Annotated in this window: 13 protein-coding genes and 1 riboswitch; of the genes, 6 read left to right on the top strand and 7 right to left on the bottom strand. The window is 60.9% G+C overall.

Annotated features, from left to right (window positions below):
• Positions 1–819, top strand: coding sequence for a M48 family metallopeptidase (locus tag JH25_RS17600; RefSeq protein ID WP_005784894.1), 819 nt, complete (start codon positions 1–3; stop codon positions 817–819).
• 66 nt (positions 820–885) lie between these two features.
• Here the strand turns inward: JH25_RS17600 and JH25_RS17605 are convergent, their stop codons facing one another.
• From JH25_RS17605 to JH25_RS17615, 3 genes are all read right to left on the bottom strand, one after another.
• Positions 886–1,470 carry a TMEM165/GDT1 family protein gene (locus JH25_RS17605; RefSeq protein WP_032877750.1) on the bottom strand — a complete coding sequence of 195 codons (585 nt, stop codon included), beginning with the start codon at positions 1,468–1,470 and terminating at the stop codon, positions 886–888.
• Between the two features lie 87 nt (positions 1,471–1,557).
• Positions 1,558–1,678, bottom strand: a riboswitch (yybP-ykoY riboswitch).
• A 50-nt stretch (positions 1,679–1,728) separates the two neighbouring features.
• Complete coding sequence (locus JH25_RS17610; RefSeq protein WP_032877748.1) at positions 1,729–2,727, bottom strand: class I SAM-dependent methyltransferase; 999 nt, start codon at positions 2,725–2,727, stop codon at positions 1,729–1,731.
• Positions 2,728–2,757: 30 nt separating this feature from the next.
• On the bottom strand, positions 2,758–3,720 hold the full coding sequence (locus JH25_RS17615; RefSeq protein ID WP_005784899.1) for a 2-hydroxyacid dehydrogenase: 963 nt from the start codon (positions 3,718–3,720) through the stop codon (positions 2,758–2,760).
• An 87-nt stretch (positions 3,721–3,807) separates the two neighbouring features.
• Between JH25_RS17615 and JH25_RS17620 the strand changes: the two genes are divergently transcribed.
• The 5 genes from JH25_RS17620 to JH25_RS17640 all read left to right on the top strand — a co-directional run bounded on the left by JH25_RS17620 (position 3,808) and on the right by JH25_RS17640 (position 12,971).
• Positions 3,808–4,440: a LysE family translocator gene (locus JH25_RS17620; RefSeq protein ID WP_032877746.1), complete on the top strand. Its 633-nt coding sequence runs from the start codon at positions 3,808–3,810 to the stop codon at positions 4,438–4,440.
• A gap of 265 nt (positions 4,441–4,705) precedes the next feature.
• A complete protein-coding gene (locus JH25_RS17625; protein WP_005784903.1) occupies positions 4,706–6,388 on the top strand; it encodes a fatty acid--CoA ligase in 1,683 nt (560 codons plus the stop codon).
• 333 nt (positions 6,389–6,721) lie between these two features.
• Positions 6,722–8,581 (top strand): DUF1302 domain-containing protein, encoded by a 1,860-nt coding sequence (locus JH25_RS17630; RefSeq protein ID WP_032877744.1) that lies wholly within the window; start codon positions 6,722–6,724, stop codon positions 8,579–8,581.
• 42 nt (positions 8,582–8,623) lie between these two features.
• On the top strand, positions 8,624–9,988 hold the full coding sequence (locus JH25_RS17635; RefSeq protein ID WP_032877742.1) for a DUF1329 domain-containing protein: 1,365 nt from the start codon (positions 8,624–8,626) through the stop codon (positions 9,986–9,988).
• 250 nt (positions 9,989–10,238) lie between these two features.
• Positions 10,239–12,971, top strand: a complete 2,733-nt coding sequence (locus JH25_RS17640; protein WP_032877740.1) for a LuxR C-terminal-related transcriptional regulator — start codon at positions 10,239–10,241, stop codon at positions 12,969–12,971.
• A gap of 12 nt (positions 12,972–12,983) precedes the next feature.
• On the opposite strand, the gene JH25_RS17645 is transcribed toward JH25_RS17640, so the two are convergent.
• Genes JH25_RS17645 through JH25_RS17660 form a run of 4 tightly spaced genes read right to left on the bottom strand, consistent with a single transcriptional unit; the run spans position 12,984 to position 16,417 of the window.
• Positions 12,984–13,541: a PqiC family protein gene (locus JH25_RS17645; RefSeq protein ID WP_032877738.1), complete on the bottom strand. Its 558-nt coding sequence runs from the start codon at positions 13,539–13,541 to the stop codon at positions 12,984–12,986.
• A 14-nt stretch (positions 13,542–13,555) separates the two neighbouring features.
• Positions 13,556–15,205, bottom strand: coding sequence for a PqiB family protein (locus tag JH25_RS17650; RefSeq protein ID WP_032877736.1), 1,650 nt, complete (start codon positions 15,203–15,205; stop codon positions 13,556–13,558).
• Entirely contained in the window at positions 15,186–15,830 is a 645-nt protein-coding gene (locus tag JH25_RS17655; protein ID WP_032877734.1) for a paraquat-inducible protein A, read from the bottom strand. Before JH25_RS17655 ends, JH25_RS17650 begins: the two co-directional genes overlap by 20 nt.
• On the bottom strand, positions 15,827–16,417 hold the full coding sequence (locus JH25_RS17660; RefSeq protein ID WP_005784917.1) for a paraquat-inducible protein A: 591 nt from the start codon (positions 16,415–16,417) through the stop codon (positions 15,827–15,829). Before JH25_RS17660 ends, JH25_RS17655 begins: the two co-directional genes overlap by 4 nt.
• Positions 16,418–16,443 lie beyond the last annotated feature (26 nt).

Raw genomic sequence — 16,443 nt, 5'->3', positions numbered from 1 at the left:
ATGAAGAAGTCATTGGCGGTAAGCGGTTTGGTTGCAGCGATGTTGCTGGCGGGTTGCCAGTCGGTCAACACGACCAGCGGCGGTGCTGTTGGGGTTGAGCGCAAGCAATACATGTTCAGCATGTTGTCGAGCCAGGAAGTCGACCAGATGTACGCCCAGTCTTACCAGCAGACCCTGGGTGAAGCCAGTGGCAAAGGCGTTCTGGACAAGACCAGCGCCAACGCCAAGCGTGTGCAGGCCATCGCCAAGCGCCTGATCGCCCAGGCGCCGACCTTTCGCGCAGATGCCGCCCAGTGGAACTGGGAAGTGAACCTGATCAAAAGCGACGAGATGAACGCCAACTGCGGGCCTGGCGGCAAGATCCTGGTGTACAGCGCGCTGATCGACAACCTCAAGCTCACCGATGACGAGTTGGCTGCGGTGATGGGCCATGAAATCGCCCACGCCCTGCGTGAGCACGGTCGTGAAGCGATGTCCAAGGCGTACGGTATTGAAATGGCCAAGCAGGGCGCTGGTGCAATATTCGGTCTCGGCCAGGACAGCCTGGCACTGGCCGATACCGTGGCCAACTATGGCATGACCTTGCCCAACAGCCGCAGCAACGAAAACGAAGCCGACCTGATCGGCCTGGAGCTTTCGGCGCGTGCCGGCTACAACCCGAACGCCGCGATCACCTTGTGGAACAAAATGGCCAAGGCTTCCGAAGGCGCGCCGCCGGAATTCATGAGTACTCACCCGGCTTCCGACAGCCGGATTGCTTCGTTGCAGGCAGCGATTCCGAAGGTAATGCCGCTGTACCAGCAGGCCAAGAAATCCTGAGGCTTGATGACGATCCAAATGTGGGAGGGGCGCACCGCCCCTCCCACAATAGATCGGGTTGCAGTCTTAGATCCAGCCGCTGCTTTGCATGGCTTTGTAGACCGCCACAATCGCCAGTACAAAGAACGCTGTGGCCGCCAATCGACGAATCAAGGTCAGCGGCAGTTTCTCCGCCGCGAAATTCCCCGCCAGAACCACCGGTACGTTGGCAATCAACATGCCCAGCGTGGTGCCGATAATCACCAGCCACAACTCCGGATACTGCGCTGCCAGCATCACCGTGGCGATCTGGGTCTTGTCACCGATTTCCGCAAGGAAGAACGCAATCAGCGTGGTCAGAAATGGCCCGAACTTGCGGGTGGTACTGGCTTCGTCATCATCGAGTTTGTCTGGCACCAGGGTCCAGAGTGCCGTGGCACAGAAGCTCGCCGCGAGGATCCAGTGCAGCACCGCATCCGAGAAGAAACTCCCGAACCAGGCGCCCACGGCACCGGCGGCCGCATGGTTGGCCAGGGTTGCGGCGACAATGCCGGCGATGATCGGCCAGGGTTTGCGAAAGCGGGCAGCAAGAACGAGCGCGAGCAGCTGCGTCTTGTCGCCGATTTCGGCCAAGGCAACGATTGCGGTAGGAACGAGTAGTGAATCCAGCATCAGGTAGTTTCCAGGGGCGGGTCGACACGGCTATGACACGTACAGCCTTCCCGCCCCGGGTAAGGTGTGCGTGTCATAGGTCTTGTCAAACCCCGGCCCGTCTGTGCGGACTCCTGGGTCGCATACGCCATGGTCTGCTGACCAAGTATGTTGACGTATGCCGGACGAGCATGGGCTCGTGGGAGACTACTCCCCTAGGACGCTGCGGATTCTGCCTAGGCAAAATCCATTCGGCAAGCGTTCTTTTTCAAACGCCCGTCAGGGGCGCTTGGCTCGGTAGATGCGAAAACCATTGCCTTCGGCCTTGATTGCGCAGATACCCAGATGCTCTTCGATCAGCGGCTGATACTTCAGGAAGCTGTTGGCAACCAAGCGCAGTTCGCCACCTTTTGCCAGATGTTTGGCTGCTTTTCGCAGCAGGTTTTCCGTGGCGAAGTAATCGGTATGCACCCCGACATGGAACGGCGGGTTGCTCAAAATCGCGTTCAGCCCCATTGGCGCGGCATCGATTCCATCCCCGGTCAGTACCTCGGCTTCCAGGCCGTTCGCCGCTAACGTCAGCCGACTGCTGGCAGCTGCGAAGGCATCCACATCCAGCATTGTCACGGTGTTATGCGGGTAGCGACGCTTGACCGCAGCCCCCAGTACCCCGGCGCCGCAACCGAAATCGAGCAGATGCCCGCTGGGCAGCTTGTCCAGGTGCTCCAGCAGCAACTCGGTGCCGCGGTCCAGGCGGCCATGGCTGAACACTCCCGGCAAGCTCACCACCTTCAGTGGGCCTTCGGCCAGTAGTACATCGAAGACCTGTGCCAGGCTCTCCAGTTCGACCGCTTGCGGGGCGTTGGCGACGGTGACTTGCCATAGCTGGCAATGCCGCGCGTTATCCAGCTTGCGCGGCTTGCCGAAGGGGGTCATCTGCTTGGCAGCGCTTTCGATACCGCCTTTTTTCTCACCCACCAGAAACAGCTCGGCGCCAGGCAGGCGAGCGGCCACGGCGTTGAGCAGGTAGTCGGTGAGGTCCTTGGACTTGGGCAGGAAGATCACCGCGGCATCGAAGGCACGCTCGGGCACATTCACCCCGAACTGGCTGCGCTCGGGAAACCGTGCATCAAGCGCGGCCTGGTCGCCGGCGTGCCAGCACCAGCCATGGGCGTTGGGCAAGCGCCCAAGCAAGTCGTCGGCAGGCAAACCTACCAGCAGCAGGTTGCCTTGAAAAAGTTCGGCCTGACGAAGCAGTACTTCACTGCGCGGATCCATGGTCTGCTCCTTGAAAAGGGGCGCAGTTTATCAACTGACGACGCGCAGCGGGGCACCGCTGAAAAAGCCTCGGGCGTTTTCCGTCAATTGGCCGACGATGCGTTGCCGCGCTTCGCGACTGCCCCAGGCATTGTGGGGCGTGACAATCAACCGAGGAATATCGCCGGCCAGCAGCGGGTTGCCATTGATCGGCGGCTCCACACTCAACACGTCGGTCGCCGCGCCGCCCAGATGACCACTGCGCAACGCGTCCGCCAAGGCCTGTTCGTTGATCAAGCCACCACGGGCGGTGTTGACGATAAACGCGCCGGGCTTGAGCAGCGCCAGTTCACGGGCGCCGATAAAGTCGCGGGTGTGTTCATTGAGCGGGCAATGCAAGGTCAGCGCATCGACCTGGGCCAGCAGTTGATCCAGTGGCACGCGGTCGGCGCGGGCAGGGCGCCCGGGAATCGCGCCGAGTACCACGCGCATGCCGAAGGCTTCGGCCAGGCGCGCCACCGCGCTGCCCAGTTCGCCATGGCCGAGCAGGCCGAGGGTTTTGCCTTCCAGCTCGACAATTGGATGGTCCAGCAGACAGAACTGCCTGGCCTGCTGCCATTTGCCGGCGGCCACATCCTGTTGGTAGTCCTTCAAGCGCGTGGCGAGGTTGAGCAGCAGCATGATCGTGTGCTGGGCCACCGACGGCGTGCCGTAACCCTGGCAGTTGCTCACGGTGATGCCGTGGGCGCGGGCGGCTTCAAGGTCGATATTGTTGGTGCCGGTGGCTGAAACCAGGATCAGCTTGAGCTCGGGGCACGCCGCCAGGGTTTGCGCGGTGAGCGGTATTTTGTTGCTGATCGCGACTTGAGCGCCCTGCAAGCGTTCCAGCACATTCTGTGGCGTAGTCTGCTCAAACAGCTGCAACTGGCTGAAGCAGTCGCGCAAACCGCTGAGGTCGAGGTCGCCCAAGTCCAGCGAAGGGTGGTCGAGGAAGACGGCGCGGCGATTGTTCATGATCAACTGTACCTTTTGCGACGAGGTTCGAAGGCGTAATCTTCCGAGCCTATCAGATGAAATAATCAGTTACTTAATGGAGTGAGCATGTACGTCGCCGAGTTTTTGACCGTAGCCTTGATTCACTTGTTGGCGGTGGCCAGCCCCGGCCCGGATTTCGCCGTGGTGGTCCGTGAGAGCGTGACCCACGGTCGCCGCGCCGGCACCTGGACGGCCCTGGGCGTTGGCACGGCGATTTTTGTGCATGTGGGTTACTCGTTGCTGGGGATCGGTTTGATCGTGTCCCAGTCCATCGTGTTGTTCAATGCGCTCAAATGGGCCGCAGCGGCGTACCTGCTGTATATCGGCTTCAAGGCCCTGCGCGCCCAGCCGGCCAAGCCTGCTGCCGAAGGCGAGTTGCACCTCGAAGCGGGCGAGCGCACCCCACGCGGTGCATTTACCGCAGGCTTTGTGACCAACGGCCTGAACCCCAAGGCGACGCTGTTCTTCCTCTCGCTGTTCACCGTGGTGATCAACCCGCATACGCCACTTGCGGTACAAGCGGGTTATGGCGTGTACCTGGCGGTGGCGACGGCGGTGTGGTTCTGCCTGGTGGCCATGTTGTTCAGCCAGCAGCGTGTACGCGCCGGCTTTGCGCGCATGGGGCATTGGTTTGATCGGACCATGGGCGCGGTGTTGATCGCCATTGGGGTGAAGTTGGCGTTTACCAGCATGAAGTAATCAATTTTCTCAAGGGTACACAGCTCAAATGTGGGAGGGGGCTTGCTCCCGATAGCGGTGTGTCAGCCCTACATAAGCTGACTGACACCCCGCTATCGGGAGCAAGCCCCCTCCCACATTGGTCTTCCATAAGCTGCAGATACTGGCGCAAAGCTAGCATTTACTGAGTTCCGCAAATCATTCCTTTGGCTGATTTGGTTGAAACATAAGCCCTCTACAGTGCAGGTCTTCAAGTCAAGACCGTGCAGTCATTAAAGGGATTCGTATGTTGCAGACCCGTGTTATCCCGCCCGCCGAAGGTGCGTACCAATACCCGCTGCTGATCAAGCGCCTGTTGATGTCCGGGACTCGCTACGAGAAGACCCGGGAAATCATCTACCGCGACAAGCTGCGCTACACCTACCCGACGCTGATCGAGCGCGTTGCGCGCCTGGCCAATGTGCTGACCGAGGCCGGGGTCAAGGCCGGTGACACCGTGGCCGTAATGGACTGGGACAGCCACCGTTACCTGGAGTGCATGTTTGCTATCCCTATGATCGGCGCGGTGATCCACACCATCAATGTGCGCCTGTCACCGGAACAGATTCTCTACACCATGAACCACGCCGAAGACCGCTTCGTGCTGGTCAACAGTGAGTTCGTGGGGCTCTATCAGGCGATTGCCGGGCAGCTCACCACCGTCGACAAGACCCTGTTGATTACCGATGGTGACACCCACACCGCCGAACTACCCAACCTGGTCGGTGAGTACGAAACCCTGCTGGCCGCCGCCAGCCCCCAGTACGACTTCCAGGACTTCGACGAAAACTCCGTCGCCACCACCTTCTACACCACCGGCACCACCGGTAACCCCAAAGGGGTGTATTTCACCCATCGCCAATTGGTGCTGCACACCATTGGCGTGGCGACCATCATGGGCAGCGTCGACAGCGTGCGTCTGTTGGGCACCAACGATGTGTACATGCCGATTACACCGATGTTCCACGTACACGCCTGGGGCCTGCCCTATGTGGCGACCATGCTCGGCTTGAAGCAGGTCTACCCCGGGCGCTACGACCCCGAATACCTGGTGCAGCTGTGGCGCAAGGAGAAGGTCACGTTCTCCCATTGCGTGCCGACCATCCTGCAAATGGTGCTCAACGCCAAGGCTGCCCAGGGCGTGGATTTTGGTGGGTGGAAAATCGTCATTGGTGGCAGCGCGCTCAACCGCTCGCTGTACGAAGCCGCCAAGGCCCGCGGCATTCAATTGACCGCCGCGTATGGCATGTCCGAGACCGGGCCGCTGGTGTCGTGCGCACACCTCAATGAAGAGCTGATGGCCGGCAGCGAAGACGAACGCACCACCTATCGCATCAAGGCCGGTGTGCCTGGGCCGTTGGTGGAGGCGGCAATCATGGACACCGACGGCAACTTTCTTCCCGCCGACGGCGAAACCCAGGGCGAACTGGTGTTGCGCGCGCCCTGGCTGACCGAGGGTTATTACAACGAACCGCAAAAGGGCGCCGAGCTGTGGGCCGGCGGCTGGATGCACACCGGCGACGTTGCCACACTGGACGCGTTTGGTGTGATCGATATCCGTGATCGTATCAAGGATGTGATCAAGACCGGTGGGGAATGGATCTCGTCCCTGGCCCTCGAAGACCTGGTCAGCCGCCACCCGGCGGTACGCGAGGTAGCGGTGGTGGGCATCGCCGATCCGCAATGGGGCGAGCGCCCCTTTGCCTTGCTGGTGGTGCATGAGGGCCAAGTGATTGGGGCGCGGGAGCTCAAGGAGCACCTCAAGCCTTACGTTGAACTGGGGCATTTGAGTAAGTGGGCGATTCCGAGCCAGATCGCCGTTGTTACTGAAATTCCCAAGACCAGCGTAGGTAAGCTCGACAAAAAACGTATCCGTATCGACATCATCGAATGGCAGGCCAACAACAGCACCTTCCTGTCTACGCTTTGACGCCCCTCGCCGCGCCCTTTCGGGCGCGGCGCTGCTCTATCTCAAGCCTCTACTTGTGATTTGCCGAATTTCAGCCATCCTTCCCGCGTCGACCTTCGTCGGCGTGGCGAAAGGGTTGTGGCAGACAGGTTGGTGATGCAAATCACACTTTAGAGGGATCAAGCACTACCCCCCCTCTGGCTATAGTCCCTTTCAGAGTTTTTCGCGGATGTTGCGCGTCGAGCCAGGGAGGCTCGGTTGCGGTTCGGCATTGGAATCTTTGTATCCCGGCCGTTACATCTGAAGAAAGGGCTCACTGCCATAACAATAAAATATGCACATGGAGTAGCGTCGATGACCCAAGTAAACCAGTTCTGGCGCCGGGCAAGACTGCCCCTGGCCGTCAGTCTCGCTTCTACGCTCGCCGGGCCTGCATTCGGCGTCAGTTTCAACATCGGTGAAATCGAAGGGAGCTTTGACTCCTCGCTTTCGGTGGGTGCGAGCTGGTCTACGGCCAAGCCCAATCGTGATCTGATCGGCGCCAACAATGGCGGCAAGGGCCTGTCCCAGACTTCCGATGACGGTCACCTGAACTTCAAGCGCGGCGAGACGTTCTCGAAGATCTTCAAGGGTATTCATGACCTGGAACTGAAGTACGGCGACACCGGCGTGTTTGTGCGCGGCAAGTACTGGTACGACTTTGAACTCAAGGACGAGAGCCGTCAGTTCAAGGACATCAGCGACAACAACCGCAAGGAAGGCGCCAAGTCTTCTGGCGGTCAGATTCTCGATGCGTTCGTCTACCACAACTACTCGATTGCCGATGCGCCGGGTTCCGTGCGTTTTGGTAAGCAGGTCGTGAGCTGGGGCGAAAGTACCTTCATCGGCGGCGGCATCAACTCCATCAACCCGATCGACGTGTCGGCGTTTCGTCGCCCGGGGGCCGAGATCAAGGAAGGCCTGATTCCGGTCAACATGTTCTACGTGTCCCAGACGCTCACCGACAACCTGTCGGCCGAAGCGTTCTATCAACTGGAATGGGACCAGACTGTCACTGATAACTGCGGCACTTTCTTCTCCCAGCCAGACGTGATCTCCGATGGTTGCAGCAATAACCTGCGGGTGTTGAACAAGCGCTCGACCATTCCCGCTGCGGCACTGCCGACCCTGGGTGCCCTGGGCGTGGACGTGAACAGCGAAGGCGTGCTGGTGCGCCGTGGGCCGGACCGTGATGCGCGTGACAGCGGCCAGTTCGGTGTGGCCATGCATTACAACTTCGAACCGCTGGACACCGAGTTCGGCGCCTACTTCATGAACTACCACAGCCGTGCGCCGATCTTTAGTGCGCAGGGTGCGCCGTCCGCGGCCTACACCCGTCCATTGGGCCCGCTGGGGGCACTGCGTCCACTGATCGTGGCGGGCAGTTCGAACTACTTCGTCGAGTACCCGGAGGATATTCGTCTCTACGGCTTGAGCTTCTCCACCACGCTGCCTACCGGCACCGCCTGGAGTGGTGAATTGAGCTATCGGCCGAATGCGCCGGTGCAGTTGAGTACCACCGACATTCTGTTTGCCGGTGTCACGCCGATCCCTGGCTTTGGCAATGCTTCGGTGCTCAAGGGCTCGCCGGGCCAAGACCTGCATGGCTACAACCGCAAGGAAGTCACCCAGTTCCAGACCACCTTTACACACTTCTTCGACCAGGTGATGGGCGCCAGTCGCCTGACCACGGTCGGTGAAATCGGTGTGACCCATGTGGGTGGCCTGGAAAGCAAGTCCCAGGCTCGCTATGGTCGCGATCCGGTGTTCGGCCCAGGCACGCTGCCGGGTGGGTTCTGCAACGCGCTGAACAACTCCACCGCCAACGGCGCCGGGCTGCCCAACGCTGCCGGCCTGAACACCAACTGCAACAACGACGGCTACACCACTGCAACGTCCTGGGGCTACCGTGCCCGTGCCATCTGGGAATACCCGGACGTGTTCGCTGGCGTGAACCTCAAGCCCAACGTGGCCTGGTCCCATGACGTCAAAGGTTACTCGCCAGGTCCCGGCGGCAACTTTGAAGAGGGTCGCAAGGCGGTCAGCCTTGGCCTGGATGCCGAATACCAGAACACCTACACCGCGAGCCTGGCGTACACCAACTTCTTTGGTGGCAAGTTCAGCACCGTGGATGATCGCGACTTTGTCGCCTTGAGCTTCGGCGCCAACTTCTAAGCACACTCTTTTCAAGTGGCATGTATTCAGGAAGACCAGAGTATGAAAATAACTAAAAGTCTGTTGCACGTCGGTGTGCTTGGGCTGTCGATCCTGGCGAGCAACGTCATGGCGGCAGTCTCGGCGGATGAAGCTGCCAAGCTCGGTACTACCCTGACCCCGATGGGCGCCGAGATGGCGGGCAACGCGGCCGGCACCATCCCCAAATGGTCACCCTTGCCAACCAACGCCGGCGCCGTGGATTCCCGTGGCTTCCTGGCCAACCCATATGCCAGCGAACAACCGCAATTCACCATCACCGCGCAGAACGTCGAGCAGTACAAAGACAAACTGGCTCCAGGGCAGTACGCGATGTTCAAGCGTTACCCGGACAGCTTCAAGATGCCGGTCTACCCGACTCATCGCGGTGCCACGGTGCCGGCTGACGTGTTCGCTGCCATCAAGAAAAACGCCACCACTACCAACCTGGTGTCCGGCGGCAACGGTCTGGAAAACTTCGAGACCGCCGTGCCGTTCCCGATTCCCAAAACCGGCGTTGAAGTCATCTGGAACCACATCACCCGTTATCGCGGCGGCAGCGTAACCCGTCTGGTCACCCAGGCCACGCCGCAAACCAACGGTTCCTACAGCCTGGTGTACTTCCGCGATCAGTTTGTGTTCCGCGACAAGATGAAGGACTTCGATCCGAAAAACCCGGGCAACATCCTGTTCTACTTCAAGCAGCAAGTCACCGCGCCAGCGCGTCTGGCCGGTGGTGTACTGCTGGTGCACGAAACCCTGGACCAGGTCAAGGAACCGCGTTCAGCGTGGGTCTACAACGCCGGCCAGCGCCGTGTGCGCCGGGCCCCGCAAGTGTCCTATGACGGGCCGGGTACTGCTGCCGATGGCCTGCGCACCTCCGACAACCTCGACATGTACAACGGTGCGCCGGATCGCTACGACTGGAAGCTGGAAGGCAAGAAAGAAATCTACATCGCCTCCAACAGCTACAAGATCGACGATCCGAAGCTCAAGTACGCCGACATCATCAAGGCCGGCCACATCAACCAGGACCTGGCGCGCTACGAGCTGCGCCGCGTCTGGCACGTGGTCGCCACCTTGAAGGAAGGCCAGCGCCACATCTACGCCAAGCGTGACTTCTTCATCGACGAAGACACCTGGCAAGCGGCGGTGATCGACCACTACGACGGCCGTGGCCAACTGTGGCGCGTTGCCGAAGCCCATGCCGAGAACTACTACGACAAGCAAGTGCCGTGGTACGCCCTGGAAACCCTGTACGACCTGCAGTCCGGCCGCTACCTCGCCCTGGGCATGAAGAACGAAGAGAAACAGGCTTATGACTTCGGCTTCACCGCCACCACCAGCGACTTCACCCCAGCGGCCCTGCGCCAGGACGGTGTTCGCTAACCCACACTAATGCACCCCTGTGGGAGGGGGCTTGCCCCGATGGCGGTCTGACAGTCGATTAAAATTCTGACTGATCCACTGCCATCGGGAGCAAGCCCCCTCCCACTTTTTGTGTGTGCTGTTTGTAGGGATATTTCTTGTCGCAGTTCTTTTTCAGCCAATTGTTGCAAAGATCTACAATCCCGCCGCTTTTACCGCTAGTCTGCGGACATCTGCAATGCCGACAACAGCCTTCTACAAGAGCCCGGCGATGACTGATCTGTCCCGAATCCAAGGGCCTGCCAGTGTGGTGATGCCAACCCTGGAAGGCCGCTTCTACAGGCCCCCATTGCCTGACGGCTACGTGCTGCGCCCGCGCCTGTGCCAACGGTTGAACGCGGGCCTGGACGGGCGATTGTTGCTGGTCTGCGCACCGGCGGGGTTCGGCAAGAGTTCGTTGGCGGTGGAGTTCTGCCAGGGCCTGCCGGCCCACTGGCAAAGTCTGTGGCTGGGCCTGAGCCCACGGGACAATGACCCCGGCCGCTTCCTGGAGCGATTGCTCGACGGCTTGCAGCACTATTTTCCGCAGTTGGGCGCCCAATCCCTGGGTTTGCTGAAAATGCGTCAGCGTCATCAACCCTTTGCCTTTGAAGAATGGCTGGACGGCCTGCTCGATGAGCTGGCGGAGCATCTGTCCACGCGCTCGCCGCTATTGCTGGTGCTGGATGACTACCACCTGGCCCAGGGCCCGGTGCTGGATCGTTGCCTGCAATTTTTCCTCAATCATTTGCCCGACGGTCTGTTGGTACTGGTCACCAGCCGGCAGCGTCCGGACTGGCACCTGGCGCGCCTGCGTTTGTCGCGGCATCTGCTGGAGCTGCATGAACAAGACCTGCGCCTGACTCACGACGAATCCCTGGCCGTGCTGGATGGGCACAGCGGCGCGTTAGGCGGCGAAGCGTTGGAAAACCTGATCCGCCGCAGCGAGGGATGGGTCGCCGGCCTGCGCTTCTGGCTGTTGGCGGCGTCCGAAGCCGGTGGCAATGAGGGGGCCTTACCCCAAAGCCTTCACGGTGGCGAAGGGCTGATTCGTGATTACCTGCTTGAAGAAGTCATCGACTGCCTGCCTGCCGACGTGCAAGCGTTCCTGTACGACACTGCTCCCCAGGAGCGTTTTTGCAGCGAGTTGTGCGACGCGGTCCGCGAAGCCCATGACAGCGCCGAAATCCTGAATTATTTGCAGGCCCATCAGGTTTTCCTGGTGCCGCTGGATGAACAGGGCCACTGGTACCGCTATCACCATTTGTTTTCCGACCTGCTGCGTACCCGCCGCGAGAAGAGCACCACATTGCCGCCTGCCAGCTTGCACTTGCGCGCCTGCCGCTGGTTCAACGCCCAGGGTTTGATCGACGAGGCAGTAGAGCAGGCGCTGCGGGCCGGCCATCTGGACGTGGCGGCGAACCTGGTCCAGAACCTGTCCGAAGAGCAACTGTTGGCAGAGCAGAATGTTGGCATGTTGCTGCGCTGGAAGATGGACTTGCCCGACAGCCTGCTGATCAGCACGCCGCGCTTGATCGTGCTCTACAGCTGGGCATTGGGGCTGGCGTGCCAATTGGACGCGGCCCAGGAGCTTTCCAGCTACCTCAGTCGCTTCCTGCCGGCACCCTCGGCGACCGCGCAAAGGTCCATGTTGGCCCAATGGCTGGCGTTGAGCGGGATCATCGCCCGTGGGCGCGGGGATCGCGAATTGACCCTGCGCTATTGCAACGAGGCACTGGAGAGCCTGCCGCAAAAGCGCTACGGCCAGCGCCTGATGTGCCTGTCGACCCTGTCCAACCTGGCAATTGTCGATGCCGACCTGTGGCGCGCCCGCGGTTTGAACCGCGAATCCCTGGAGCTGGCGCAGCGCGTCGGTAATCCGTTGTTTGAAGCCTTGGCCCATTACGACCGGGCGCGGGTGTTGCAGTCACGCGGCGAAATCCTGCGCTCCCTGGACGAAGTGCGCCAGGGCCTGGAACGCTTGCACGGCCTGGCGCCCCAGCGCCTGTATGCGGTGCGTGCGCGGTTGTCGCTCTACGAAGGTTACCTGCTGCTGGCGCGTTACCAGCCCGAAGCCGGCCTTGTGCGTTTGCGCGCCGGCCTGGCCGAAGCCCGTGCCTGCCGGGATATCAGCGTGCTGATCGGGCATTGCGTGATCGCCAACTTTGAAGGGCGGCGCGGCCAGTTTTCCAATGCCTTTGCCGAGCTGGCCGAGGCCGAGCGCTTGATGCACATCTGGGACGTACCGCCGATCTATTACCTGGCGATGATTACGTTGATCAAATGCGAGCTATGGCTGGCCCAGGGTCGTACCGAGCTGGCGGACGCCTGGCTGACCAGGCTGGGGCAGACCTACAACGGCGAGCACGCCGCTGCCGCGCCGGAGTTCCACCCACACCTGCCACAACATATCGAACTGCAACAAGCCGCGCTCGATGCCATACGCCATCAGCCCGACACCGCGTTGCAATGTCTGGAAGCATTGGCGCAACAGTCCCAGAACAGTGGGCGACAGATGATTGCCTTGATGGCGCTGACCCAGCAGGTGCAGCTTCTGTTGGCGGGCGGCCAGGAGGCCAAGGCCGGACAGGTATTGGCCCGTGCACTTGAAGCCGGCTCGGGCGGCGCGTTGCAGCCGTTCCAGCGGTTGCTGGAGGGCTACCCGGACTGGATGCGTGAGCAGTTGGGCAAAGATCCCCATGGTCTGCTGAACCAGAGCTTGCTGGCGCTGCTGCCCCAAGTCAGCGTGGTCCAGGCCCCAGCTCATCAAGAAACCCTGAGTACGCGAGAGCTGGCGGTGCTGCGACTGATTGCCCAAGGCTGTTCAAACCAGGAAATCAGCAACCAGCTGTTTATTTCCTTGCACACCGTCAAGACCCACGCCAGCCATATCAACAGCAAGCTCGGCGTGGAGCGCCGAACCCAGGCAGTGGCGCGAGCCAAGGCCATGGGCTTGCTGGTCTGAGCCCAGCGCAGTTTATGGCGCGGCAGGGCAGCCTTTGAGTGACGTGCCGATGGTTTGATTGATCAGTGCCGCGAACCGCTTGAGGTTGTTCTGATGCGCCACCACCAGATCGTCGATGCCTGGCCCCGCGGGTGACTGCAAGGTGCTGCGACAAGTCAGGGCTGGGCGGTCGCCATTGATCTGGCGCAGGCGCCAGCGCACGTCGAGCAGCGCGTACTGCCCGGGGACCGAGTCAAAGCGTTGCACTTCAAGGCGCAGGGCCACAGCGTGGCGTGGATCGCTATTGGCCAATTGATCCACCAACGCGCTCCTGAGTTCGTCAGCGAGGCTGGCGGCCCACCACTGGGTTTCAAGAATCGCCAACCCACTGTCACCCTGGCGCACCACTATCTGCGCGCGGTCGACCTGGGGCGGCACGCTGAGGCTTTCAATCCGTACACCACCGGCATCTGCGCGTGAGCTGTTGCTCGCATGTGCCGGGGTCAGGGTGTGGAAGGCGATGGGGTCACTGCGACAGGCCGCGAGCAACAGCATCGTGGTCAGCAGTGTGATCTTCAACGGCGACGTCATGGCGGCTCCAATGGTCATTTGCGGGGTGGCCCTTGCAGGTCGTTCGGCGCGGCGTTATCAGGACGACCGCGAATCAGCGACTCCGGATGCCGGCCCAGGTAATCGGACAGCTCGCGCAAGGAGCGCGACATGCGTGCCAGTTCATCCAGGGTCTGGGTCAGTTGTTCACGCTGGGGTGAGTCTTCTGCCAGGGTTGAGCTGGCCGATTGCAGGGTCTTGCTCACGTCGGCCAGTGTCGTCTGCACACCCGGCAGTGTCTTGGCGTTGAATTGCGCCAGGCCCTTGCGCAGTTCGACCAGGCTGGCATCGAGGTTGCCGGCAATCCGCTCGACCGGCAGTTGGCTGAGCTTGTTGACGATACCTTCGAACTTCTCCTGCAGTTGTTCCAGGTTGCCCGGGATGGTGGGAATGCCCACGGGGCGCTGGTTCGGATCGAACGCCACTTTCTCGGCCTTGGGGTAGAAGTCCAGGGCGATGTACAACTGGCCGGTCAGCAGGTTACCGCTGCGGGCCTGGGCGCGCAGGCCGTTTTCAATGAAGCTGCCGATCAGGCGCACGCCGGCCGCCTCATCGTCAGGGTTGTTGTTCATGGCCTTGAGCAGCTTGGTATGGGCCGCGCCGAGCAGTTGCGGGTAGATCACGATGCCGACATTGACCGGGAAGCTGCGTTTCTTCGCATCGAAATCCAGATTGATCGACACCACCTTGCCGAACTCGACGCCGAGGAACTCAACCGGTGCGTCAACTTTCAGCCCACGCAGGGCCTGATCAAAGCGCAGGACCATGTATTGCCCTTTGCCATTGGGCGGTGCGAGGGCGCTTTGCTGGTCTTCGAACAATTCAAAGCCGCGATTTTCCTCGGCCGGCTTGTCGTTGGGGTTGTAGGGTGGGGCCTGGAAGGAGATCCCGCCCATCAGCATGGACGACACCGATTCGGTCTTCAGCGCAAAGCCATTGGCACCGACGCTCAGATCGACACCGCTGGCATTCCAGAACCGCGTGTTCTCGGTGACATACCCATCATTGGGCGCGTGTATGAAGACTTCGACGTTCACGCCCTTGCCTTCGCTGTCCAACTCATAAGCCACCACCTGGCCTACCGGGATTTTGCGGTAATAGACCGGCGAGCCGATGTCCAGAGAACCCAGCGTCTGCGTGTGCAGGGTGAAACGCTTGCCAGGCTCGCCATAGGTGATGGGGGGCGGGTTTTCCAGGCCGGTGAAATGTTTGGCGCGGGTTTCGGACTGGCCGATATCCGCGCCGATGTAGTCGCCGGACAGCAGCGTGTCGATACCGGATACGCCGCCTGCGCCGATACGTGGGCGCACCACCCAGAATTTAGAGTCCTCGCGGGTGAAGCTTTCGGCCTGTTTGGACAGCTCGATGGTGGCGTTGACACTTTTCTGGTCACCGCTCAAGGCCACGGCGGTCACTTGGCCGATCACCACGTTGCGGTATTTGACCTCGGTCTTGTTGGCGACCAGCCCGCTGCCGGTCTTGAAGTTGAGGACGATGGTCGGCCCTTGTTGCATGACGCTGTGAATCACCAGCGAGATCCCCACCAGCACGGCGACAATCGGCACGATCCAGACCAGCGAGACACTGAAGCGACGCGTCTTGATCGCGGGTTGCCCCGCAGGGGTGTCAGCCTTGGATGCGCTCATCCGAGGTCTCCTCGTTATGTGGGTTTTCCCAGATTAGCCGGGGATCAAAACTCATGGCCGCGAGCATGGTAAATACCACCACCAAGCCAAAAAACAGAATGCCCAGGCGCGGTTCGATCGTGCCCAGGGCTTGAAACTTAACCAGCGCGGCCACCAGTGCGACCACGATGACGTCCAGCATCGACCAATAGCCGATCAGCTCGATAAACCGAAACAGCTTTGAGCGTTCCTTGCGCGCCCACTGGCTATTGCGCTGCACGGTGATCAGCAGCAACCCCAGTGACAGGAACTTGATGCCCGGCACGGCAATGCTGGCGATGAAAATGATCAGGGCAATGTCCCAGGCGCCATGCTGCCAGAACTCCAGCACGCCGCTCATGATGGTGCTGTCTGCGCCGGAGCCGAGCATGGTGGTGTTCATCACCGGCAGCAAATTGGCCGGTATGTAAAAGGCGAGGGCGGTGAGCATGTAGGCCCAGGTGCGTGTCAGCGATTGCGTTTTGCGCCGGTGCAAGGGCGCGCCGCAGCGCTCGCATTCAGTGGGCTCCAGGCGCATGTCGCAGGCCTGGCCGCAGGTATGGCACAGGCACAGGTTGAGCTCGCGGGCGGTGGGCGGTGAATTCATACGGTGTCCCACAGGTCGCGGACATCGCGCCCGGCAATGCGGATCAGCAACAGGCTGAGGGCGGCCAGGGCAAACAGGCCGGTACCGGGGATCACATCCAGCATACCCGCCAGTTTGAACACGGCAACCATGGCGCCCAGCAGGCAGACTTCCAGCATACTCCAGGGCCTGAGCGCTTCCAGCCAGCGCATGCACAGTTTGAACGCCGGCGAACGCTGGCCGGCCAAGGCAAAACTCAAAACCCAGATCAGCAAGACCAGCTGAAACACCGGCGCGATGATGATGGAGATCGCCGCCACCAACGCAATGAACGTGATCGGCCCCAGGCTCAGCGCCACCACCGAATCCCACAGCGTCGCACTGTTTTTCAAGCCCTGCAGGCTGATGCTCATCACCGGATAAAAGTTGGCAAAGGTCCACAGCACTGCTGCGGTCACCGTCAGCGCGAGGCGTTGTTGCACCGACAGGCCGTTATAGCGCTGCAGCACACCCGAGCACCGCACACACAGGGCTTTTTGATGTTTGGCGAGCGTGACCTTTTCGTACACGCAGTCGCAGTGCTCGCAGATGATCTGTTGATTCGCCATGGGTGTTGCTCCAAATGCGACGGACT

Source organism: Pseudomonas sp. BRG-100 (assembly GCF_000737955.1).
Classification (GTDB): Bacteria; Pseudomonadota; Gammaproteobacteria; order Pseudomonadales; family Pseudomonadaceae; genus Aquipseudomonas; species Aquipseudomonas synxantha_A.
Note: the sequence above shows the minus strand (reverse complement) of the source record. Positions and strands in the feature narration are given on the sequence as shown.